The organism is Lactobacillus sp. ESL0791, from assembly GCF_029433255.1.
Classification (GTDB): domain Bacteria; phylum Bacillota; class Bacilli; order Lactobacillales; family Lactobacillaceae; genus Lactobacillus.
Genome location: NZ_JAQTHU010000001.1, coordinates 1,319,428 through 1,340,501 on the forward strand (window position 1 = coordinate 1,319,428; position 21,074 = coordinate 1,340,501).

General features: G+C 41.1%; 21 protein-coding genes. All 21 read right to left on the bottom strand.

Annotation, left to right across the window (positions count from 1 at the left end; genetic code table 11):
- Positions 1-52: 52 nt before the first annotated feature.
- Positions 53-1,921 (bottom strand): molecular chaperone DnaK, encoded by a 1,869-nt coding sequence (gene dnaK / locus PT285_RS06550; protein ID WP_277148893.1) that lies wholly within the window; start codon positions 1,919-1,921, stop codon positions 53-55.
- 18 nt (positions 1,922-1,939) lie between these two features.
- Positions 1,940-2,521, bottom strand: coding sequence for a nucleotide exchange factor GrpE (grpE, locus tag PT285_RS06555; RefSeq protein WP_277148895.1), 582 nt, complete (start codon positions 2,519-2,521; stop codon positions 1,940-1,942).
- Positions 2,522-2,532: 11 nt separating this feature from the next.
- The gene (gene hrcA / locus PT285_RS06560; protein WP_277148897.1) at positions 2,533-3,579 is read right to left on the bottom strand and encodes a heat-inducible transcriptional repressor HrcA; all 1,047 of its coding nucleotides are present in this window, start codon (positions 3,577-3,579) and stop codon (positions 2,533-2,535) included.
- A 149-nt stretch (positions 3,580-3,728) separates the two neighbouring features.
- Positions 3,729-4,661, bottom strand: a complete 933-nt coding sequence (ribF, locus tag PT285_RS06565) for a riboflavin biosynthesis protein RibF (RefSeq protein WP_277148899.1) — start codon at positions 4,659-4,661, stop codon at positions 3,729-3,731.
- A 20-nt stretch (positions 4,662-4,681) separates the two neighbouring features.
- Entirely contained in the window at positions 4,682-5,575 is an 894-nt protein-coding gene (gene truB / locus PT285_RS06570; RefSeq protein ID WP_277148901.1) for a tRNA pseudouridine(55) synthase TruB, read from the bottom strand.
- A 54-nt stretch (positions 5,576-5,629) separates the two neighbouring features.
- Positions 5,630-5,992, bottom strand: coding sequence for a ribosome-binding factor A (locus PT285_RS06575; RefSeq protein ID WP_277148903.1), 363 nt, complete (start codon positions 5,990-5,992; stop codon positions 5,630-5,632).
- 18 nt (positions 5,993-6,010) lie between these two features.
- Positions 6,011-8,692, bottom strand: coding sequence for a translation initiation factor IF-2 (infB, locus tag PT285_RS06580; protein WP_277148905.1), 2,682 nt, complete (start codon positions 8,690-8,692; stop codon positions 6,011-6,013).
- A 4-nt stretch (positions 8,693-8,696) separates the two neighbouring features.
- Complete coding sequence (locus PT285_RS06585; RefSeq protein WP_277148907.1) at positions 8,697-9,008, bottom strand: ribosomal L7Ae/L30e/S12e/Gadd45 family protein; 312 nt, start codon at positions 9,006-9,008, stop codon at positions 8,697-8,699.
- A 2-nt stretch (positions 9,009-9,010) separates the two neighbouring features.
- Positions 9,011-9,307: an RNase P modulator RnpM gene (gene rnpM / locus PT285_RS06590; RefSeq protein ID WP_277148909.1), complete on the bottom strand. Its 297-nt coding sequence runs from the start codon at positions 9,305-9,307 to the stop codon at positions 9,011-9,013.
- 14 nt (positions 9,308-9,321) lie between these two features.
- Positions 9,322-10,551, bottom strand: a complete 1,230-nt coding sequence (nusA, locus tag PT285_RS06595; RefSeq protein WP_277148911.1) for a transcription termination factor NusA — start codon at positions 10,549-10,551, stop codon at positions 9,322-9,324.
- Between the two features lie 20 nt (positions 10,552-10,571).
- Complete coding sequence (gene rimP / locus PT285_RS06600; protein WP_277148913.1) at positions 10,572-11,048, bottom strand: ribosome maturation factor RimP; 477 nt, start codon at positions 11,046-11,048, stop codon at positions 10,572-10,574.
- Positions 11,049-11,191: 143 nt separating this feature from the next.
- A complete protein-coding gene (locus tag PT285_RS06605) occupies positions 11,192-11,695 on the bottom strand; it encodes a hypothetical protein (protein ID WP_277148915.1) in 504 nt (167 codons plus the stop codon).
- A gap of 11 nt (positions 11,696-11,706) precedes the next feature.
- Positions 11,707-11,865 carry a hypothetical protein gene (locus PT285_RS06610; RefSeq protein ID WP_277148917.1) on the bottom strand — a complete coding sequence of 53 codons (159 nt, stop codon included), beginning with the start codon at positions 11,863-11,865 and terminating at the stop codon, positions 11,707-11,709.
- Positions 11,866-11,994: 129 nt separating this feature from the next.
- The gene (locus PT285_RS06615; RefSeq protein ID WP_277148919.1) at positions 11,995-12,192 is read right to left on the bottom strand and encodes a hypothetical protein; all 198 of its coding nucleotides are present in this window, start codon (positions 12,190-12,192) and stop codon (positions 11,995-11,997) included.
- A gap of 44 nt (positions 12,193-12,236) precedes the next feature.
- A complete protein-coding gene (locus PT285_RS06620; RefSeq protein WP_277148921.1) occupies positions 12,237-12,491 on the bottom strand; it encodes a hypothetical protein in 255 nt (84 codons plus the stop codon).
- A 75-nt stretch (positions 12,492-12,566) separates the two neighbouring features.
- Positions 12,567-12,929, bottom strand: a complete 363-nt coding sequence (locus PT285_RS06625) for a hypothetical protein (RefSeq protein WP_277148923.1) — start codon at positions 12,927-12,929, stop codon at positions 12,567-12,569.
- Positions 12,922-13,689: a hypothetical protein gene (locus tag PT285_RS06630; protein WP_277148925.1), complete on the bottom strand. Its 768-nt coding sequence runs from the start codon at positions 13,687-13,689 to the stop codon at positions 12,922-12,924. The genes PT285_RS06625 and PT285_RS06630 overlap by 8 nt, the downstream gene beginning before the upstream one ends.
- Positions 13,690-13,704: 15 nt before the next feature.
- Positions 13,705-14,529, bottom strand: a complete 825-nt coding sequence (locus tag PT285_RS06635) for a hypothetical protein (RefSeq protein WP_277148927.1) — start codon at positions 14,527-14,529, stop codon at positions 13,705-13,707.
- Positions 14,530-14,641: 112 nt separating this feature from the next.
- Positions 14,642-14,968, bottom strand: a complete 327-nt coding sequence (locus PT285_RS06640) for a hypothetical protein (protein WP_277148929.1) — start codon at positions 14,966-14,968, stop codon at positions 14,642-14,644.
- A gap of 66 nt (positions 14,969-15,034) precedes the next feature.
- Positions 15,035-19,348, bottom strand: coding sequence for a PolC-type DNA polymerase III (locus PT285_RS06645; RefSeq protein WP_277148931.1), 4,314 nt, complete (start codon positions 19,346-19,348; stop codon positions 15,035-15,037).
- A gap of 5 nt (positions 19,349-19,353) precedes the next feature.
- Complete coding sequence (locus PT285_RS06650) at positions 19,354-21,054, bottom strand: proline--tRNA ligase (RefSeq protein WP_277148933.1); 1,701 nt, start codon at positions 21,052-21,054, stop codon at positions 19,354-19,356.
- Between the last annotated feature and the right edge of the window lie 20 nt (positions 21,055-21,074).

Genomic DNA, 21,074 nt, shown 5'->3' on the forward strand with positions numbered 1-21,074 from the left:
AAAAGAACTACTCTTTGGGCAGTTCTTTCTAACTTGTTTAATTATAAACCCTTTACTTGTCCGGGTCTACTTTATGAAATTCACCATCATTAGCCGAACCGTTATTTGGATTGTCGTTTCCTGGTTGTGGGCCTTGAGGACCAGCCTGCGGACCTGCTTGTCCGGCTGCGCCTTGCGGACCACCATTAGCCTGATATAACTTAACGGCTAAGTCTTGGGCAACCTTGGTTAAATCATCTTTCTTCGACTTCATTTCATCAAGGTTATTATCCTTTTGTGCTTTCTTCAAAGCATCTAAGGCATCTTGAACCTTCTTTGTGTCGTCTTCAGAAATCTTGTCGTTGCCCTTAACATCCTTAAGCGTCTTTTCGGTTGAGAAGATCAATTGGTCAACTTCGTTACGTAAATCAACTTCCTCTTTCTTCTTCTTATCTTCCTCAGCGTGCTCTTCGGCTTCCTTCTGCATCTTCTTAATTTCTTCGTCAGATAAACCGGATGAACTCTTGATCGTAATCTTTTGTTCTTTACCAGTGCCCATATCCTTAGCGGAAACATTTACAATCCCGTTCTTGTCAATATCGAAGGTAACTTGAATTTGCGGAACACCACGCGGAGCAGCAGGAATGTCTGTCAGTTCAAATCTGCCTAAAGTCTTGTCATCAGCTGCCATTGGCCGTTCACCTTGTAAGACGTGAACATCTACGGCAGGTTGATTATCCGCAGCCGTTGAAAAGATTTGACTCTTCGAAGTAGGTATTGTTGTGTTTTTATCAATCAACTTGGTGAAAACACCACCCATGGTTTCAATTCCAAGAGACAGCGGTGTAACATCAAGTAAAACAACGTCCTTAACATCACCAGAGATAACCCCGCCTTGAATTGCAGCACCTAAGGCGACAGCTTCATCAGGGTTGATCGAATGGTCTGGTTCCTTGCCTGACCACTTCTTAACTGCATCCTGAACGGCCGGAATTCTTGTTGAACCACCATTCAAAATAACCTTGTCAATGTCATTAACAGTTAACTCGGCATCCCTTAAGGCATTGTCAAATGGAACCTTGGTCTTTTCAACCAAATCAGCAGTTAATTCATCAAATTTTGCACGAGTTAAATCAGCTTCCAGGTGTAACGGACCGGATTCACCAGCAGAAATAAATGGAAGGGAGATATGAGTTGAAGATACACCGGATAAATCCTTCTTAGCCTTTTCCGCAGCATCCTTTAGCCGCTGCATTGCCATCTTATCTTTGGTCAGGTCAACACCATTTTCATCTTTGAAGTTCTTAATCAGCCAGTCAATGATCTTGTTGTCAAAATCATCACCACCCAAATGGGTATCACCATTAGTTGACAATACTTGGAAAACGCCGTCACCTAACTGTAAAACCGAAACATCGAAGGTACCACCGCCGAGGTCATAAACCAAAACTTTTTCATCTGGGTTTCCTTTATCAAGTCCATAAGCTAATGAAGAAGCGGTTGGCTCGTTGATAATTCGCTTAACGTCTAACCCAGCAATCTTACCGGCATCCTTAGTTGCCTGACGCTGAGCATCGTTAAAGTATGCAGGAACCGTAACAACAGCTTCTGTGACCTTTTCACCGAGATAATCTTCGGAGAACTTCTTAATGTACTGTAAAATCATTGCAGAAATTTCCTGCGGAGTGTATTCCTTATCACCAATTTTAACCTTGTAACCAGCTTCACCCATGTGCCGCTTGATTGAAGAAACAGTGTTTGGATTGGTAATCGCCTGTCTTTTAGCAACTTCACCCACCTGAATTTCACCATCTTTAAAGGCAACAACTGACGGAGTTGTCCTATTGCCTTCTGGGTTAGTAATAATTTTAGGTTCTTTACCTTCAAGAACAGCAACTGCTGAATTGGTAGTTCCTAAATCGATTCCGATAACTTTTGCCATTTATAATCTTCCTTTCAATTATTGAGCAACAACAACCATTGCTGGTCTTAATGTTCTGTCTTTATATTGATATCCTTTTTGTAAAACTTGGACTACTTGGTCCTTTTGATCATCATTTTCCGCGGCAACCGTTTGCACTGCCTGGTGTAATGTCGGATCAAATTTGCTGCCTTTAGCGGCAATCTCAACAATGCCATGATCTTTCATCGCTTTAACAAGTGAATCAAGTGTCATCTGCACACCCTTTTGCAGCTGCTTTGAAGCGTCATCGTCAGCCTTGACGGCTAAGGCCCGTTCCAAATTATCCATTGCTGGCAAAATGTCTTTAGCTAGGCCTTGCGCCTCATATTTAAGCAGCTGCGCCCGTTCTTTGTTGTAGCGGTTCTGCATATTTTGCATTTCTGCTTCACTGCGCAGGTACTTGTCCTCGAATTCATCGCTCTTTTTCTTGGCAACTGCCAAGTCCTTAGCTAACTTTTGCTCAGCAGTAGGTTTTTCAGGCTTAGCCTTTTCTTTGGTCTGCGTTTCAGGTTTCTTCTTTTTAGAAGAAGATTTTTTCTTATCTAAATCTTTTTCACTAGGAAATTCCTCTTTACTCATTTCTAACCTCCCTATTGAAATCTACCGTAATAATCAAGCAACTTTTTAGCTAATTCATTTCTAAAATACTCAAGCAATGCAATTACCTGCGAATACGGCATGCTTGTCGGACCCAGCAAGGCAATTACGCCTTTACCATGTGAGCCAACGCTGTATTCAGCGGTTAACAGGCTGTAATCTTTCAACAGGTCATTCGGCAATTCTGATCCGAGGCTGACCCGTATCGGATAACGTCCGTTGGAACTAATGCCCATGTCCATCAAATCCGCAATCACATCATCGCGATCAACCAATTCATATAATGAACGTAACTGCTGCACATTGCTTTCAGCGGTGTTATTGAGTAGGTTGATCCGACCATCGACATACATCTGATCGCTTGCCGCATCTTTCAAGACGTCCTCAATCAAGTTGATTAATTCACTCACATGTTCACCACGAATATTGCCGCCCAATTTTTCTTTCAGCAATGTCGGCGTAATTTCTTTCAAACTTTTACCGACCAGTTCATCATTAATCATGCGAACTGCTCGTTCAATTTCATCGCCATTAACCCGGTATGGAAGCGGATAAACCTGATTCTGCACGTTACCATCACTTGTTACCAGAATTGCCATCACCTGCCGGTTGGACAAGGGAACAATCCTAAAGCCAGTAACCTTTAAGTCATTACTCTCCGGTCCCTCTGCAAACGCCGTGTAATTGGTTAAATCCGACAGAATCTTAGCTGCTTCCTGCACAATCTCGTTAACTTGATGAAACGGCCGGTCAAGCTGATTAACAATCTGCTCGTAAACCGATTCGGGTAAACGCAGCGGCTCAACTAAATTATCAAGATAATAGCGATAACCACTAGTTGACGGGATGCGACCGCTGGATGAGTGTGTTTTTTCAATTAAGCCCTGTTCCTCAAGCACAGCCATCTCATTGCGGATTGTCGCACTTGATACCTTAATCGGCAACTGCTTCATCACGGTTTTCGATCCCACCGGATCATGTGTCTGGGTAAAATCATTAATAATTGTTTTTAAAATAAGTTCTTGACGCTCGGTCAACATAAAAATCGCCCTCACTTTTAGCACTCTTACCTATCAGGTGCTAACAATTATATGATACTAGTATTTAGCAGAATGTCAAGCCGAGTGCTAAAATTATTGTACTTTTTCATAAAAAAATCTATCTGCAGCCTGTAGATAGATTCTCTGTCTTATTTTTGTTGTGCAAAGTAGGTTTCAATTTCTTGCTTATCTTTCATCATTTGTTCATGCAAATCAGCTAGGTTAGTAAACTTTATTTCACCTCGGGTATATTTATACCACTTAATGACCACAGGTTGATCATAGGCTTCCTGATTAAACCCAAATAAGTTTGATTCGATAAAAATTTTTCGGCCCTGATGAATTGTCACGTTATAACCCACACTTGTCATCGAATCATACCACTTACCTAGGATTTTGGTTTTAGTTGCATAAACGCCAATTTTAGGAAGAACTTTTTTCCCCTGCCAAACTAGGTTAACCGTGGGAAATCCTAACTTATGGCCATTTCTTAGCCCATGACCAACTATGCCGCTCATCACATAGGGTCCACCTAACAGTTCGCATGCCAGTTCCATTTGTCCGTTTTGGATTGCCGTTTTAATTTCGGTTGAGCCAATTTTTTTATCATCATAAGTTTGTTCGGGCACTTCAATAATCTTGAAGCGACCCTTGGCAAACTTAGGGAAATTCTTCATATTGGCAACATTTTTCGGCCCATAAGTATAATCAAAGCCGGCAATTACCGTATCCGCCTGCAGCTTGACAAGCACATTATCAACAAATTCTTGGGCTGTCAACTTGCTAAAAGCATCATTGAAATGCATAACGAGCAGGTAATCAACGCCTAACTTCTTCATCTTATAGGCTTTTTCGTTTAGATTATCAATGTAAAGAACGTTTTTTCCTTGATAGACTTCTTTTGGGTGCCGGTCAAACGTCATCACAGCCACCGGCAAGTTCTTCTTTTTGGCCTCTTGCTTTGCAAGGGCAATTAAATGTTGGTGCCCTAAATGGACCCCATCAAAAAATCCCAAAGCAAGTATCAATTTCTTTGGTAGTATTTTTTCTTTAAATGGATACGTTAAATCAATAATTTCCACTTCAGAAACCCTCATTTCGATTATTCATTTTGCAAGAGCATTAATGCGGGTACATAAAGCGTACCCTTTTTTTGATAAATTGCCTTAACCTTATTATTGTATCTTAATGCCAATTTTTCTGCACCGTTTGTGAGCGAAATTGCTGCACCATTTTTAACTTTTAACCACAACTCCGGCCTTAAATCTACTTGCTCGTATTCCCGAAAAAAATTATCAAGTGGCTGCAGCCAGTCAGTGATTCTTTCAGGTTGGGCAATAACCTGGTCTAATTTAACAGCCTGAGCAAGTGTAAAACCCGAACTCGCAGTTCTGCGTAACTTAGTCATCACGGCGGGAACACCAAGCTTTGCGCCTAAGTCATTGACGAGAGAACGAACATAGGTCCCTTTGCTGCATTCAATTACAAAACCAAAAGCTTCCTGGCCTTTCTCACCATCAAATTTTGGTTCACCAAGAAGCCGGTAAGATTGAACCGTTACCTGCCTCTTGGGCCGTTCCACCTCAATTCCTGCACGTGCGTATTCGTATAAATGCTTGCCGTTAACCCTAACAGCAGAATAAATGGGCGGAACTTGGGTAATTTCTCCCGTAAAGGTGGTCATTTGCTCCTGAATTTGTTCAGCCAATAAGGGACTAGTCAGGCTTTTTTGCTCCAGGACCTGACCTGAAATATCATAACTGTCCGTTGAATAACCAAATAATCCTTCACCCTGGTACTGTTTGTTTTTCGTATGCATCAGTTCAATTAATTTGGTTGCCTGACCAATCGCAATCGGCAAAACTCCTGTTACATCTGGATCAAGCGTTCCTGCATGCCCGATTTTTTTGATATGCAGGGCTTTGCGCAGATGGTAAACCACATCGGCACTGGTCATGCCCTCATCCTTGTCAATTACTAAGATTCCATTTAACATGTTTCCCTTTTCCTACCCGTTCACAACAAAAAAGCGCCAAATGACGCTTTCTAATTAATTATTCCGCTCTGCATCCTGCTTTTTTACTTCAGCAATCAAGCGGTCAATCTTACTACCATATTTAACAGAAGTATCGCGCTTAAAAATAAGCTCAGGAACTTTATAAACGGTCAAAACCTGTCCCAGCAGGTGCCGCATCATTCCTTTGGCTTTTTCCAACCCTATCGCTGCTTCTTGTTCTTTTTCTGCATCTTCTGTCAGCAAACTATAATAAATTGTTGCATAAGACAGGTCATTAGTGCATTCAACAGCAGTAAGCGTGACATCTTTTACCCTAGGATCCCGAATATTCTTACGGAGTATTTTAGTTAATTCACGAAGAATTTCGCCTTCAACACGACCAATTCTATGTTTCATGTTTCCTCCTAATAAAAGTTACTTAGGTTTTACCTCTTGTTTTTCAAAGGCTTCAAGCTGATCATCAACCTTAATATCATTATAGCCTTCAATGGTTAACCCACAATCGTAACCCTGTTTAACCTTCTTAGCATCATCCTTGAAGCGTTTAAGCGAAGCAATTTTACCCGTGTAAATGACAACACCATCACGAATCAGGTGCACGCTAGAATCACGAGTGATGTACCCAGAATCAACAAATGATCCGGCAATTGTTCCGACTTTGGATACCTTCCACAATTCCCGAACGGTCAACGTTCCCGTTACCGTATCTTCATAAGTTGGTTCAAGCATTCCCTGCATTGCGGCCTTTACATCATCAATTGCCTTGTAAATAATACTGTAAAGGCGAATATCAACGCCGTCGGTTTCGGCCTGTGACTTTGCAGTCACCGTCGGCCGAACATTGAAGCCGATGATAAAGGCGTTAGAAGCTCCTGCAAGGGTCACATCGGATTCGTTAATCGCACCGACACCGGCATGAATAATGTTGACTCGAACACCCTCAACTTCAATCTTTTCTAGGGACTGCTGCAACGCTTCAACGGAGCCTTGGACATCAGCCTTAAGAACAATGCCGACTTCCTTCATATTTTCACGTTTCATTGTGTCAAACAGGTTATCCAAGGTAACGTGCTGCACATTTTCACGCGATTTTTGCAAGGCATTCTGCGCTCTTTGTTCACCAACACTTCTGGCCGTCTTTTCATCTTCAAAGACAACCAGCTTGTCGGCCGACTCAGGCACATCATTCAAACCAGTAATTTCTACCGGCATCGATGGTGTGGCCTTTTCCACTTGACGGCCGCGATCATTGGTCATTACCCGGACCCGGCCATAGCGGTTACCGACAACCACCGGATCACCCGTATGCAGAGTTCCTTGCTGAACAAGCAGGTCCGTAACCGGACCACGCCCGCGGGATAACCGGGCCTCGATTACCGTACCAATTGCCGGTTGTTTCGGATCGGCCTGCAGCTCCATTACATCGGCCTGCAGAAGGATCATTTGCAATAAGTCATCAACATTTTCACCGGTTTTGGCAGAAATATTAACAAAAATTGTGTCGCCGCCATAATCCTCAGGAATCAAATTATACTTCATCAATTCCTCGGTAACGTGCTTAGGATTGGCACCTGGGGCATCAATCTTATTGATTGCCACAATAATTGGTACCTGGGCACTCTTAGCGTGATCGATTGCCTCAATTGTCTGCGGCATTACACCGTCATCAGCAGCAACGACCAAAACAACAATATCGGTTATTTCGGCGCCACGTTCACGCATGTTTGAGAAGGCGGCATGTCCAGGAGTATCAAGAAAAGTAATTAGATGATTATCAACTCTTACCTGGTAAGCACCGATTTTCTGCGTGATGCCTCCGGCTTCATGAGCAGAAACGTGGGTATGACGCAAACGGTCAAGCAAAGTGGTTTTACCATGGTCAACGTGGCCCATGATAGTAACTACCGGCGGCCGTTTAATCTGATTCTTTGACTTCTTTGAGGCTTGCATTTGCTTGTCGTAGAGATTGTCAATATCGGAAATATCCTCATGAACCTTTTCTTCAGCATTAATTCCATATTCAGCGGCCAGCAGCTCAATTGTGTCCTTATCCAAGGATTGATTCTGATTGGTCATAATTCCCAGCATAAAAAGCTTCTTAACTAATTCTGCTGGTTCACGGTGCAAAATTTTACCCAGATCTTGAGCGTTCATGCCCTCTTCATAGACCAATGTTTCTGGTAACGGCCGCTCTTTGCGCTGTGTAAGCTGTTTCTTAGGCTGCTGTTCAGCCTGACGCCGCTTATTTTTACGCTTTCGCCTTTCCTTCCGGTCCGAATGGTTGGTATTATTACCATTATTAGAAAATTGATTTTGGCCCTTGCGTCCTGGCTTGCCAAAATTATGGCTGCGATCATGACCATTGCCGCGGCGATTTTCCTTATCCTTAACTGGTTCCGGAGCTTCAACCGTTTTATTGATATTTGTATGAGCATTATTACGGCGCGGTGTAGACTGATTCTGCTTCATCCGTGCTGGTGACGGCTTTAAAATCTTTGGGCCAATCACCTTTTCCGATGCTTTTTCCGTTTTCGTGCTGGCATTAGTAGTAGCTTTTTTCGCTTCGGTAGGTTCCGTTTTGCTCTTTCCAGAATTATTCAGCTGATTGTGATATTCCTTTTTCGCACGAGTAGCCTGCTGATTCAGTTCAGTTTCCTCAACTCGCTGCTTCTGTTTCAGTTGGTTAAGCAAATCACGTGCTGCCGGCTTCTTCACTTCTTGACGCTCAGACCGCCGCTTTCCCTCTTGCTGCCGATTTTGGTTGCGATTACGACGGTCATTGCGCTGGCGGTTGTTGCGGCGGCGATTATTTCCTTGCTTATTATTTGTTTCGCGAACCTTCTCGTTCTTGCGAATTGAGGTAACAGAAATCTTAATCTTGCTGTCTTTCTTGCCGGTACTTTCCTTACTTGTCTTTTCTTCTTTCTTGGCTGGAGCGGAGGTTTGAAAACTGCCTTTTAGTTGATTTACTTGTGCTTCATCCAGCGAGGACATGTGGTTTGTAACATCAAAGCCCAGCTTCTTTGCCTTTTCGACCACAACTTTATTGTCGATGCCTAATTCTTTTGCTATTGTATAAATTCTTGTTTTAGTCATCCGATCACGCTCCTTCATTAATCTTTTTGACCAGTGCATGGTAAAAACCGCTATCCGTCAGCCCTAACACCTTGCGTTTTTTACCAACTGCATGGGATATTTCCTCAGAGCTAAACGCGTTAATAACTTCAATTTTGCAGTTATATGCGCTTTTGCTAATTTTATCAAGTGTGTCCTGGTGGGCATCACTAGCCAAAATCACTGCTTTTACTTGTCTATTCTTAAGTCCAGCAAGCACGAGTTCGCTACCGGAAATCAGCTTTCCTGCTCGCTGTGCCAAACCCAGCAAATTTAATGCTTTTTGTCTATTTTGCAAACTTATTTATCACCAAATAATTCTTTCCGTGCCTTTTGGTGGTCGACATAGCCATACAAATCATCATAGAAACTTTCTGGAATTTTTGCACCCAAGCTGCGTTCCAAAACTTTCTTCTCTTTTGCTTCTTTAATCTTGTCAGGATCTAATGAAACATAGGCACCACGACCAGCCTTTTTCCCGGTAGGATCAATTGCAATCTGCTTCTCCTTGTCAATCACAACCCGTACTAATTCTTTTTTGGGCTGCATTGTATCGGTCAATAAATCCTTCCGCATTGGAATTTTTCTTTTTTTCAAAAAAATCACCAACCTTATTCTTCGGAATCATCTTCTACAATGTCATCAGCACTGGCTTCTTCAGATTCAGCCGTTTCTTTTTCATCAGCTTCGCTATCAAGCTGATCCTCTGCTGCATCTTCAGCAACGCTGATATCAGTATCTTCCGCATCCTCAACCGTTTCGGTATCCGTTTTATCAGTAGCGGATTTGTCTTCATCAACAAATTCCACTTCCGATTCGGGCCGAATGTCAATCTTATAGCCGGTTAAACGCGCTGCTAAGCGGACATTTTGCCCTTTCTTACCTATTGCTAACGATAATTGATAGTCAGGCACAATAACTAGGGCGCTCTTTTCGTCATCATCGTTGCCAAACTGCACCGCAATTACCTCAGCAGGATTCAAAGCATTGGCAATGAAATCAGACGGATCTTCTTCATACTGAACAATATCAATGTTTTCACCGCCCAATTCGTTGACAACGTTTTGTACACGAGCACCACGCTGACCGACACAGGTTCCCACCGGATCAATGTTGGGATCGGTCGACCGAACAGCAATTTTGGTTCGATCGCCTGCCTCACGCGCAATTGACACGATTTCCACGGTCCCATCATAAATTTCCGGAACTTCCTGCTCAAACAAACGCTTGACCATATTCGGCGCTGTCCGTGAAACGGTGATTTGTGCTCCTTTTGAATCGGAACCAACATGCGTTACCAACACACGAATCTGATCCTGGGGATTATAGGTTTCGTTAGGCATTTGGTCACGGTGCGGCATTACCGCTTCAACATTATCAATTTTAACATAAACGAAACGATTATCACGCCTTTCAACCGTTCCTGTAATCAATTCATCTTCATACTGCGAATATTCATCAATAATATGATTGCGTTCCGCCTCACGCAGACGCTGCATGATTACCTGCTTAGCCGTTTGTGCTGATAGCCGGCCAAAATTCTTTGGCGTAACTTCAAAGCGAATCTCATCACCGATTTCATACGCACGGTTAATTGTTAACGCATCCTTCAAGCTCACTTCCATCCGGTCATCATGAACTTCATCGACAACAGTCTTAACAGCCATTACTTTGAACTTGCCAGTGTTTTCATCAAAATCAACTTCAACATTTTGAGCCTGGTTGTAATTCTTTTTATATGCAGCAATCAAAGCAGCCTTAATTGCGTCAACAATGACATCCTGCTTGATCCCCTTGGTTTTCTCTAGTGTAGCAAACGCTTCTAGCATTTCGTTAGACATGATTTTGTTAATCATCCTTTCTAAAACTCGACTGCAAAGCGAATATTTGCAATCAATTTGTGTGGAATAATAATTTTCTTGCGCTTAGTTTTTATCTTTATTTCCAGTTCGATTTGGTCATCATTGTATGATTTTAATGTTCCCTCATACATTTTCTTGCCATCAATCTTTTGATAAAGTCCGACATGAATATAATTATCAAGGGCTTTCTGCCAATCACTTTCGGTTTTGATTGGCCGTTCAATCCCTGGAGAAGAAACTTCCAAGATATATGGATCAGGAAGCGGATCTGGATCTAAAGTGTCCAGCTTCTCTGAAATTAGCTCACTCAAACTAGCAATTTCATCCATATCAATCCCGTTAGGCTGCCGATCCACATATATGCGCAAATAGTTTTTGCCCTTTTCCTTAACATATTCAATCGCAACCAATTCGTCATCACGCCCAGCAGTGATTGCTTTAATCTGGGGTAAAACAAGACCTGTAATTTTCGCCAAAAATTTCCCTCCGTAATAAAAAGAGTGAGCAAAAAGACTGCTCACTCGAATTTACTTATCCGAACTTGTAGATAATATTAGCATATTTTAGCAATAATCGCAATTAGATTCAACAAAGAAACGCCAACAAAAATTAATGTTCCCTAGTTATTAGCTGGTGCAACTGGTGTGAAATTATATGTATGTGCCTCGCTTTCTCCTTCAGGAGTAGTCACAATAAAACTTAATTCATCTTTTGAATGCTTAGTAACAACTATCTCATTTCCATATTCATCACGCACAGTCGTGCCGGCGGGATAATTAATTGCTATGTCATAATCTCTTTGCGTAATAATTTCCTTATTTAAGCGGTCAATTCCCGAATTTAAATAATCATTGTACTTGCCAACATATTTTTCTTTGTGTGTCGCAAAATACTTTAATGCCTTTTCATAGAGTTTAATTGTATCTTGCTTAGAAAGTTTTTCCCCTTTTCTAAGTGTCTGCTTAAAATATTTATCAGCCTTCTTATGATTCTTAGACCATTTAGATTGTGTGTGTTTGATGGCTATTGCAGCAACAGCAGAAGTTTCTCCAAAGCTTACGATTGGACTTAATGCTGTAATACTGGTTACTACTAAAATAATTATTTTTCTATTAATTTTCATAATATTTTACCCTAATTAATTTCTTTCATTTTCCCTTCAATTTTAGCATAAGGCAAATAATCATCACGAAATTTTTTAGTTTCGCTCATCATCGGCAATTTTTGCTGTTTAATGGCCGTTTCGGTTTCTGCAGTGTCAATTCCTAGCCGGTTAGCCAAGTAAAATTGCATTGGTGCAGAGTGAATATGATTATAAACAAATTTAAAATCTTTGTCGTCACCTTATTTTATTTGTGCCTCAGTTAAATCAAGGGAAACGTGATAAGTAGGTTCATGGCTAATAATAACCCGCTTAATAGCTTACTCTTTAAATTCTAGCGAATAACTAGTATGTGACCGTTCTAAGATATTTAGGCCATGCTTATTAATTAAAGCAACTAAGTAAGTGACAGCATTTTTATTAACGCCATATTTTTTGCTTAATTCTTTTGGTCCAGCATGATAATTTTTCCACAAATTATAAATATTAACTTTGTCCTGTTTAGATAATTTAGCCATAGTAAAAACTCCGAAATTAATTTGTCTTAACTTCGGGGTTCAGATCAATAGTCAGAGACTTTTATATTATTTATTACAGTATTATCATCAATTTTAATACTATATGAATCTCCTAAAATAAATCCATTTGTTTCTACTATTATTTCATCTGATCCTAAAATTCCAAATAAAGCAGAAGATCCATTTACATCTTTAACATCTTTATAAAGCTTATTTCCTTCATTATTTGTTACAAAGACGTTAAATTCAAAATCATTTAAAGTTGCTTTTATCTTATCCGCATATTCTTCCATATTCATAATATATTCATCCTTTTTAATAATAAATAAAAATATATAATTTGAAAAAGCATCCACTTTCTCAATTAAGAATTATCATCTTGCACTTACGGCATACAGGTAACAGATGTAACAGGCAAAATCGCCGATTCGCTTACGGTCAACATTAGTATTGCCTGAAGGAACTAGTTGTTGAAACCAAGTAGTTTTTATGCCAGCCTGCTCTAAGCTGCGACTAATAATTGTCACATAATAAATGACACTATCATGAACATGTGTTCTGTACGCATCGTTTTTTACGCGGTCATCATTACTGGCAAGCGCCCAATTAGCACGCATCTCAGCATAAACAATTGCTTGCTCAACAAGACTAGCTAGGTAATCTTCAACTTCTTGCTCTCCAGCTTGACCAACTTGATCTGTAATAGCCGTATAAATAGCTGTTGCTTCACTAGTCATCAAACATCCAGGCTTTTGTTTTAAACTTTTGGGGGTAATTATCGCTAGCATTTTTTTCTCCTTTATAATAATGACTAAAAATTAGCGTTCGCATTTTGATCAATGCATTCACATTATTGACAAACTGTTGATATCCTGCCTTATCATGCGGAACCATATAGTCTTCACTAATCAAAGGGACAATCTTATTGACCGACAAATCTGATTTAACTAAGTCAATTATTTCATCCTTGTCTAAAAACATTTCCAACTTAAAAAATGAAATAAAATCAGCAAAATCTATAAAATTATCAAACCAGACTTGATAATTAGTAAAGGATTTTTTCAAACCTTTTCTGGTAACTGAATTAGAATCATTGAACCATTCTTTTAAGCAAAACAAGGTAGAATCAATTCTATCACTAAGACCACCTCTTCCTCCGCGAGCCTGATTAATAGTATACAGCCGACTTTCAGTTACCATGCTTTTAGGCCAGATTGTATGACCACCTATTGTTCTAGTTACTTTTAGATAAGCAATTATTTCTTTTTCACTAAGACCTGCTTTAAGGGCATAATGTCTTGAAGGGCCAAGATAATCTGTGCTACAAATAAACCTTGAATCTGCAAGCACCTTGATAAACTTTTGCTGCTTGTTACATCTAGAAAGCGCCCAACTTAAATCATCATAAATTTCTGTCCCCCTTCCTCCATCAGGATCAGGCCACTTACCAAAGGGGATCTCGTTAATACGATAATTATCAAGTAAATAATTTTTCATTTTATTCTCCAGTCACTACAGCTTAATCTTAGAAAGCAGCATCGCATGATCAGGTAATTGGGTTTCGCTACACTCTTTTAAACTGCCATCTTCATTATAATATTCTGCCTTTGTTTCCGAATTAAGGATTCTAAAATTCCAATCATAAACTTGCTGATCAGCAAACTGCAATCCTTTAATAAAAAAGTGATCATCAGAAACATAGCCATTAGTTGACTTTTTTGAAGCTCCCCAAGAATATCCTGCTGGCTTGCTGATAGTAAAGCCTTTTTCATCTGCATAAGCCACAATTTTTTGATAGTTATAATATTTAGCACCATTTTGATAATCACCGAGATTCTCACGTTTGTAATAATTGTTAAAATCCCCGCCAACAATAACTGTATCTTTTTTCGCAATATTGTCAAACAAAGTTTTGAATTCAGCAAATCTAGATTTACCGTCAAGCTCTGGTTCTTGTCCACCAATCCTGATTCGTGCTCCACAAATTATAAGCTTTTTGCGCTGCCACTTAGTTTCTACACCTAAGAAATTAGGTAAATCTTCTTCGCTGCTAGATAATGAAAAATGTTTCGTACCACGCCAATTTAAAGCAGAATTTTTCTTCAAAGCAAGCAAAATTTGATTGCCCTTCTGAACTTTTTTATCAAGAAACACAGCATAGTGCTCGCTGAGACGTTTAATCAGATTAATCGCACTAGGAACCTTAACAAATTCGGTTAACACGATAACATCTGGATTTGCCTTTGCAATTGCACTATGAATAAACGAGGGCAGCGAATAATTGTTTACTATAGAGCGACCATTAATATTCCATTCTAATAATTTAAGCTTTTCCATATTTTTATCCTTAAAGACTTATTACCTTACGATTTATATGTTATCACCTCTGCTTTTTATTTGCAAGTGAAAATTTGAGAGAAATAAAAAACCATGAGGAAAAACCTCATGGTTAATTTTGGTTAAGTAAAGCTTGATTCTTCTCAATGACAAACCGCAAATAACGAATGACATCGGCTGTTGGCGTTGTATGATTCAAAATCATCTTTGCCTTATATTTGGCATAAACATCTCGGTCAACTTTGATATTCAACTTGGAATACTGCATATTATCAACTGTTACATTACTATTCAGCAACTGATAATTTTGTGTTTGCTTCTGCATATGTGTAGTTAGATCGGCAGTGACAGTTATACTTTGTAAAACCAAAATTGCCTTATATAACTCAGCCAATCTTGCATTAACACGGATTGTTACCATCACTTTATCATTTTTCATCGAAGTCAATTTTCTCACCAATTTTCAATAATTACTTTAAGTGGTAAATTCTAATACTGCCTTTAATTAGAGGTCAAAGAGTGATAACTGGTTTTGGTCGGGCATCTCTTCCAAAACACCATTACTTTCCAAATATTCCATGATCGTTTGCGAAACCTTGCCGCGTTTGGACAGGTCTTCTTTGGATAAAAATTCTTGTTCCGCCCTTGCTGCCACAATCTGCTTAGCGGCATTGTTGCCCAAGCCGGGAACAGCATTAAACGGCGCTAAAATTGTGTGCTTATCTAAAATCTTGAAATTAGTCGCTTCCGATTGGTTAATATCGACCATCTTGATCTTGATTCCCCGCTCCAGACATTCGTTGGCAATCTCCAAGACTGTCAGCAAGCTTTTATCCTTAGCGGAAGCATCATTGCCTTCATCCTGGATCTTTTTCATAGCTGCCTTCACCGTGTTTTTACCGTGGCTCATCGCAACTAAATCAAATAAATCGGCCCGAACAGAAAAGTATGCGGTGTAATAAATTTCTGGATAATAAACCTTAAACCAAGCAATGCGCAAAGCCATCAAAATATAAGCGGTGGCATGAGCTTTCGGAAACATGTATTTAATTTTCAAACATGACGGGATATACCAGTCAGGAATTTTATCATTATCCTTCAAAACAGCCATGTCTTCATCACTGATGCCTTTACCGTGCCGCACTGATTCCATCGTAGAAAAGGCAACCTCCGGTTTAACGCCCCAGTGAATCAAGTCCATCATGATGTTGTCACGACAACCGATAACATCCTTTAACCTGCAGGTTTTGTTATTAACCAGATCCTCAGCATTACCCAGCCAAACATCGGTACCGTGGGACAAACCGGAAATCTGCAGTAATTCACTAAAAGTGGTCGGCTTAGTTTCTTCAAGCATCCCCCGGACAAATCTTGTCCCAAATTCCGGTACACCCAAGGTCCCCGTTTTCGACTGAATCTGTTCCGGCGTCACACCCAAAATCTTCGGACTAGAAAACAGCGACATTACTCCCGGATCATCCGGCGGAATTGTCAACGGATCAATCCCCGACAAATCTTGCAGCATCCTGATCATCGTTGGGTCATCATGACCCAGGATATCAAATTTCAAGATATTATCGTGAATGGAATGAAAGTCAAAGTGGGTCGTCAGCCACGCCGCATTGACATCATCAGCCGGATACTGCACTGGGGTAAAATCGTAGATATCCATATCATCAGGAACAACGACTATCCCCGCTGGGTGCTGTCCTGTTGTCCGCTTAACACCACTGACGCCCGCTGCCAGCCGGTCAAGCTCTGCACCCCGCAACTTCAGTTCACGCTCCTCATCAAAGTGCTTAGCATAGCCATAGGCGGTCTTATCGGCAACCGTGGCAATTGTGCCAGCCCGGTAAGAATTGTCCGGACCAAACATTACCCGGATAAAGTTATGGGCAACCGGCTGATAGTCCCCCGAAAAGTTCAGATCAATATCAGGGACCTTGTCACCATGAAAGCCTAGGAACGTAGCAAACGGAATATCTTGCCCGTCCTTAACTAATTCCGTCCCGCACTCTGGACATTTCTTGTCTGGCAGATCAAACCCCGATCCATATTCACCATTTTCAAAAAATTCGGAATACTTACATTGCGGGCAGCGATAATGCGGTGCAAGGGGGTTAACTTCGGTAATTCCTGACATTGTTGCAACTAAACTCGAGCCAACAGATCCCCGCGAACCAACCAGGTAGCCGTCCTTATTAGACTTGGCAACAAGCCGCTGCGAAATCAGATAAATAACCGCATAACCATTAGAAATAATCGAATTTAATTCCATTTCAATCCGATCAGCAACTATTTTAGGCAGTGGCTTACCGTATAATTCGTATGCCTTATCATAAGTTAGTCGCTTCATTTCCTCATCGGCATTCTTAATATGCGGTGGATATAAACCATCCTTAATCGGGGCGATTTCTTCCACTGAATCCGCAATTGCACGCGGATTATCAATCACAATTTCTTGAGCAACATCCTTACCCAAAAAGTCAAAGGCTTCAAGCATTTCCTGTGTTGTGTAAAAATGCAGATCCGGTTGCTCCTTATTGCGATCGGGGTTACTGCGCTGCGCCGAAATCAAAATTGTCCGGTAAATTGCATCATGCGGGTCAAGATAGTGAACATCCCCCGTTGCCACAACCGGCTTATTCAGTTCTTTGCCTAACTTATAAATATTAGCCAAAATTTCCTCAAGTTCGGCCTCATCCGCAATTAAATTATCTGCAATTAGCTGGGAATAAGCGGCTGGCGGTTGCACTTCTAAATAGTCATAAAACTTGGCTTTTTTTCGGGCTTCGTCATAGCCCTTCTGCATCATGGCAACAAAAACATCACCTTCGCCGCAACCAGAACCATAAAGAAGGCCGGCATGATTTTCAGCTAAGTCAGACTTAGGTGTCCGCGGAATCCGGTAAAAGTCTTTCGTGCTGGCAATTGAGACCAAACGGTACATGTTTTTCAGTCCCGCTTGATTCTGAGCCAAGATCGTCATGTGCGACGGACGTGCCCGCTTATACACCTGTCCCCCCTTAGCATAATCATTCAGTTTACCCAGATCATCTTCACCGAACTTCTTCTTAAAAGCATCCAGCATTTTAAACATCAGGTAACCCGTTGCTTCAGCATCTTGATTGGCCCGGTGGTGGTGTTCTAAGACTACATTATATTTTTTAACCAGCGAATCCAATGTATGCCGCGCTTGTTCCGGATGAAGAAGACGCGACACTTCCAAGGTATCGACAACCGGTTGCTTGATTTCATCCAAGTCCGCACGTCTCAATGCTGCGTTGACAAAACCAACATCAAACTGAACGTTATGGCCACATAAAGGATCGGTACCATAAAAATCTTTGAATTGCTTGATCACAACCGCTTCATCATCAGCCGCACCGACCATTTCATCGGTGATCGAGGTTAAATTAATTGTCTGCTCGCTCAACGGGTGGTGCGGATTAATGAATTTGTCAAAGCGCTCAATTACCTCACCGTTTTTCATTTTAACAGCGCCGATTTCAATAATCGTGTCATAAACTGATGATAAACCCGTTGTTTCAACGTCAAAAATAACAAATTCACGGTCTTCATAAGTCATTGGTGCAGGATTTAGTACAAGCAGCGCATGATCATCAATCATATTGGCTTCAACCCCGTATACAATTTTGACCCCAGCCTTTTTACCCGCATTATAAGCTTCAGGAAAGGCCTGAACGTCCCCATGATCGGTAATCGCAATTGCTTTTTGCCCGAATTTTTTAGCAGCCATGACAAAATCGGTGGCGGTATTCGTAGCGTCAAGCTGACTCATGTTAGTATGCAGATGCAACTCAACCCGTTTTTGCTCGCCCTGATATTTTTCTTCACGGCCCACATGTTCAACAATCTCAAAACTGGAAATGTTAAAGACAACTTCGTGTTGCCACTGGTCATCTGCCGCTGTTCCTTGCATTTTAGCCCAGGTACCGGGTTTAATCGCCGACATGCTTTTGGCTTGTTCCTTATCCGAAACAAACTTCTTAAAGCCGATTGAATCAGTGTAATCGGTAATTTCACCGGTAAAAATAATTGAACCAGTTTTTAATTCACGGCTTTCAATGTTAAAGATATTGCCCTCAATAACAATATTTCGGCTGCCGTCTTCAATATCTTTAATTTGCGTAATTGGTAAACTTTGATCAAGCTTGCGGTTGCCGTAACTGGTCTTTCTTGTAGGATAAGTTTGCACCTTTTCCTTCGGTTTTTCCGGAGCTGCTTCATATACTTCCTGCATATTTTGTTCATGTTCCTGCTGCAGCTGCTGTAAACTCTCCAAATTATTATCGGTATTTTGCTCATTAACCTCCGTGATAAACTTCAAGTTAAAAAAGCCAAAAGAACGCATTTCCTCAGCAAGCTGGTCCAACATCTGTTGCTCAACCAAACTATCAACAATTGAATTGTCGACGGGAATTACCCAACGATTATCTTCTTTTTGCGGCTGGTGGTTAGCAATGAATTCGCGGGCCATTGGCTGCAAAATTTGTGAATTCTCGACGGCATAGTGCCAATACTCGGGCAAAGTTTCGTCTGAACCATCTCTAGTCCGAATAAACAACTGCACCGTTACAAAGGCCGAGAAGGTTGCTGTGATTGCCTTGCACAAAGCATCATAAGTTGCAAATTTTAACGGTGTAGCAAAAAAAACATGGATATCCCACCTATGTTCTTTAGCGTACACATCCACGTTTTCGATTTCACCTTTTTGCAAAAGTTCATTATCGGCAAATTCTTGGGGAAATTTTACCTGCTTTAATAGCTTTAAAAAAAGTTCGTTCTTATCAGCCACAAAAATTATCCTAACTCTTTAGTCACAAAATCATTCAATTGGTCAACCGCTATTTCATTTGCCTTGGCATCGCTTGGCCGTTTAACTTCAACAACTCTGTCCGCTGCCTTTTTGCCGATTGTAATTCTAATTGGCGCACCAACTAAATCAGCATCGGCAAACTTAACACCGGCACGTTCATTACGGTCGTCGTATAAGACATCGTAATTTTTGCTTAATTGCTGCTCAAGCTGCTGGGCCAGCTTAGTTTGCGCTTCGTCCTTCATCTTCATCTGTACAATGTGAATCGCAAACGGAGCAATTTCCTTTGGCCACGCAATCCCAAACTTAGTCAGATGCTGCTCAACAATGGCTGACATCATCCGCGTGACGCCAATACCATATGAACCCATGATCACTGGCTGTGCCTTGCCATTTTCATCTAAAAAGCTCGCACCCATCGTCTTAGTATAATATGTACCCAGCTTAAAAATATGCCCAACTTCAATCGAGGTCGTAAATTTTAATGGCAAATGATCAACCGGATCCGGTTCGCCTTCATTGGCAACCCGAATATCACCAAACTGATCAACCTGAAAATCCCGGTTAAGGTTGACGTTTTTCAGTTGGTAGCCTGTTTCGTTGGCGCCAACTACAAAATTATCAAGACCCTTAACCGTATTATCAGCGATAATCTTATCAGCCCAATTAGCTTTAACTGGACCAACACCGCCCTTTTCTGCACCGGTAATCGCAACTAACTCATCATCAGTTGCCGGCCGCAAACTATCAGCATCCAGTAAATGCGTCAATTTAACTTCGTTTACCTGCTTGTCTCCGCGCAGCAAAACTAAAACATGTTCAGTTTCATTTACAATATAAAGAACACTCTTAACGATTCTCGTTTCAGGAATTTCTAAAAATTTGGCTAATTCAGCAATCGTTTTTTGCCCTGGTGTCGCCACCTTAACAAGCTCTTTCGGCTCTTCAGCTTTTGCTTTAAATGTATCAATACTTTCTGCCATTTCCAAATTAGCCGAATATGTTCCCGTTTCATTGGTTGCAATTGTATCTTCACCGATTGCTGCCGGCGCCTGAAATTCCGTCGAGTTTTTACCACCCATCGTACCGGAATCGGCAATAACTGGATTGACAACAAGACCACAGCGGCGATAAATATTCTCAAAAGCCTGCTTTTCATCATCAAACTGCTTGTCTAGCTGCTCTTTTGTAGCAGCAAAGCTATAGGCATCAAGCATAATGAATTCCCGGCCCCGGAGCAAACCAAACCGTGGCCGATTTTCATCCCGAAACTTGGTTTGGATCTGGTAAAGCGCAATTGGCATCTGCTTGTAGCTCTTTAAGTTCTTAGCAACAATTTCCGTAAAAGTTTCTTCATGCGTTGGGCCAAGCAAGCTTTCACGTCCGTGCCGGTCTTTCAAACGAAACATTTCCGGACCATACTTTTGCAAGCGTCCCGAGTCTTCCCACAAAGACGCTGGCAAAAAGTGCGGCATGGAAACTTCTGGAACATCAATTTTTTCCATTTCTTCTTCCATGATTTTTTCTGCCTTGCGCAAAACGCGGTAGCCCAAAGGTAAGTATGCATAAACACCAGCGGTAACTTGGCGAATATAGCCGCCCCGCAGCATTAACTTATGGCTCTCGGCTACAGCATCTGCTGGCGCTTCTTTCAGAGTTGGCATAAAAAATTTAGATTGACGCATTTAATTTTCTCCCACGAACA

What these genes read in the sequence shown, in the direction of transcription:
- dnaK (WP_277148893.1), bottom strand. Translation starts at nt 1,921, where the DNA reads ATGGCAAAAGTTATCGGAATCGATTTAGGAACTACCAATTCAGCAGTT.
- grpE (WP_277148895.1), bottom strand. Translation starts at nt 2,521, where the DNA reads ATGAGTAAAGAGGAATTTCCTAGTGAAAAAGATTTAGATAAGAAAAAA.
- hrcA (WP_277148897.1), bottom strand. Translation starts at nt 3,579, where the DNA reads ATGTTGACCGAGCGTCAAGAACTTATTTTAAAAACAATTATTAATGAT.
- truB (WP_277148901.1), bottom strand. Translation starts at nt 5,575, where the DNA reads ATGTTAAATGGAATCTTAGTAATTGACAAGGATGAGGGCATGACCAGT.
- PT285_RS06575 (WP_277148903.1), bottom strand. Translation starts at nt 5,992, where the DNA reads ATGAAACATAGAATTGGTCGTGTTGAAGGCGAAATTCTTCGTGAATTA.
- infB (WP_277148905.1), bottom strand. Translation starts at nt 8,692, where the DNA reads ATGACTAAAACAAGAATTTATACAATAGCAAAAGAATTAGGCATCGAC.
- nusA (WP_277148911.1), bottom strand. Translation starts at nt 10,551, where the DNA reads ATGTCTAACGAAATGCTAGAAGCGTTTGCTACACTAGAGAAAACCAAG.
- PT285_RS06605 (WP_277148915.1), bottom strand. Translation starts at nt 11,695, where the DNA reads ATGAAAATTAATAGAAAAATAATTATTTTAGTAGTAACCAGTATTACA.
- PT285_RS06610 (WP_277148917.1), bottom strand. Translation starts at nt 11,865, where the DNA reads ATGCAATTTTACTTGGCTAACCGGCTAGGAATTGACACTGCAGAAACC.
- PT285_RS06615 (WP_277148919.1), bottom strand. Translation starts at nt 12,192, where the DNA reads ATGGCTAAATTATCTAAACAGGACAAAGTTAATATTTATAATTTGTGG.
- PT285_RS06620 (WP_277148921.1), bottom strand. Translation starts at nt 12,491, where the DNA reads ATGAATATGGAAGAATATGCGGATAAGATAAAAGCAACTTTAAATGAT.
- PT285_RS06625 (WP_277148923.1), bottom strand. Translation starts at nt 12,929, where the DNA reads ATGACTAGTGAAGCAACAGCTATTTATACGGCTATTACAGATCAAGTT.
- PT285_RS06630 (WP_277148925.1), bottom strand. Translation starts at nt 13,689, where the DNA reads ATGAAAAATTATTTACTTGATAATTATCGTATTAACGAGATCCCCTTT.
- PT285_RS06635 (WP_277148927.1), bottom strand. Translation starts at nt 14,529, where the DNA reads ATGGAAAAGCTTAAATTATTAGAATGGAATATTAATGGTCGCTCTATA.
- PT285_RS06640 (WP_277148929.1), bottom strand. Translation starts at nt 14,968, where the DNA reads ATGAAAAATGATAAAGTGATGGTAACAATCCGTGTTAATGCAAGATTG.
- PT285_RS06650 (WP_277148933.1), bottom strand. Translation starts at nt 21,054, where the DNA reads ATGCGTCAATCTAAATTTTTTATGCCAACTCTGAAAGAAGCGCCAGCA.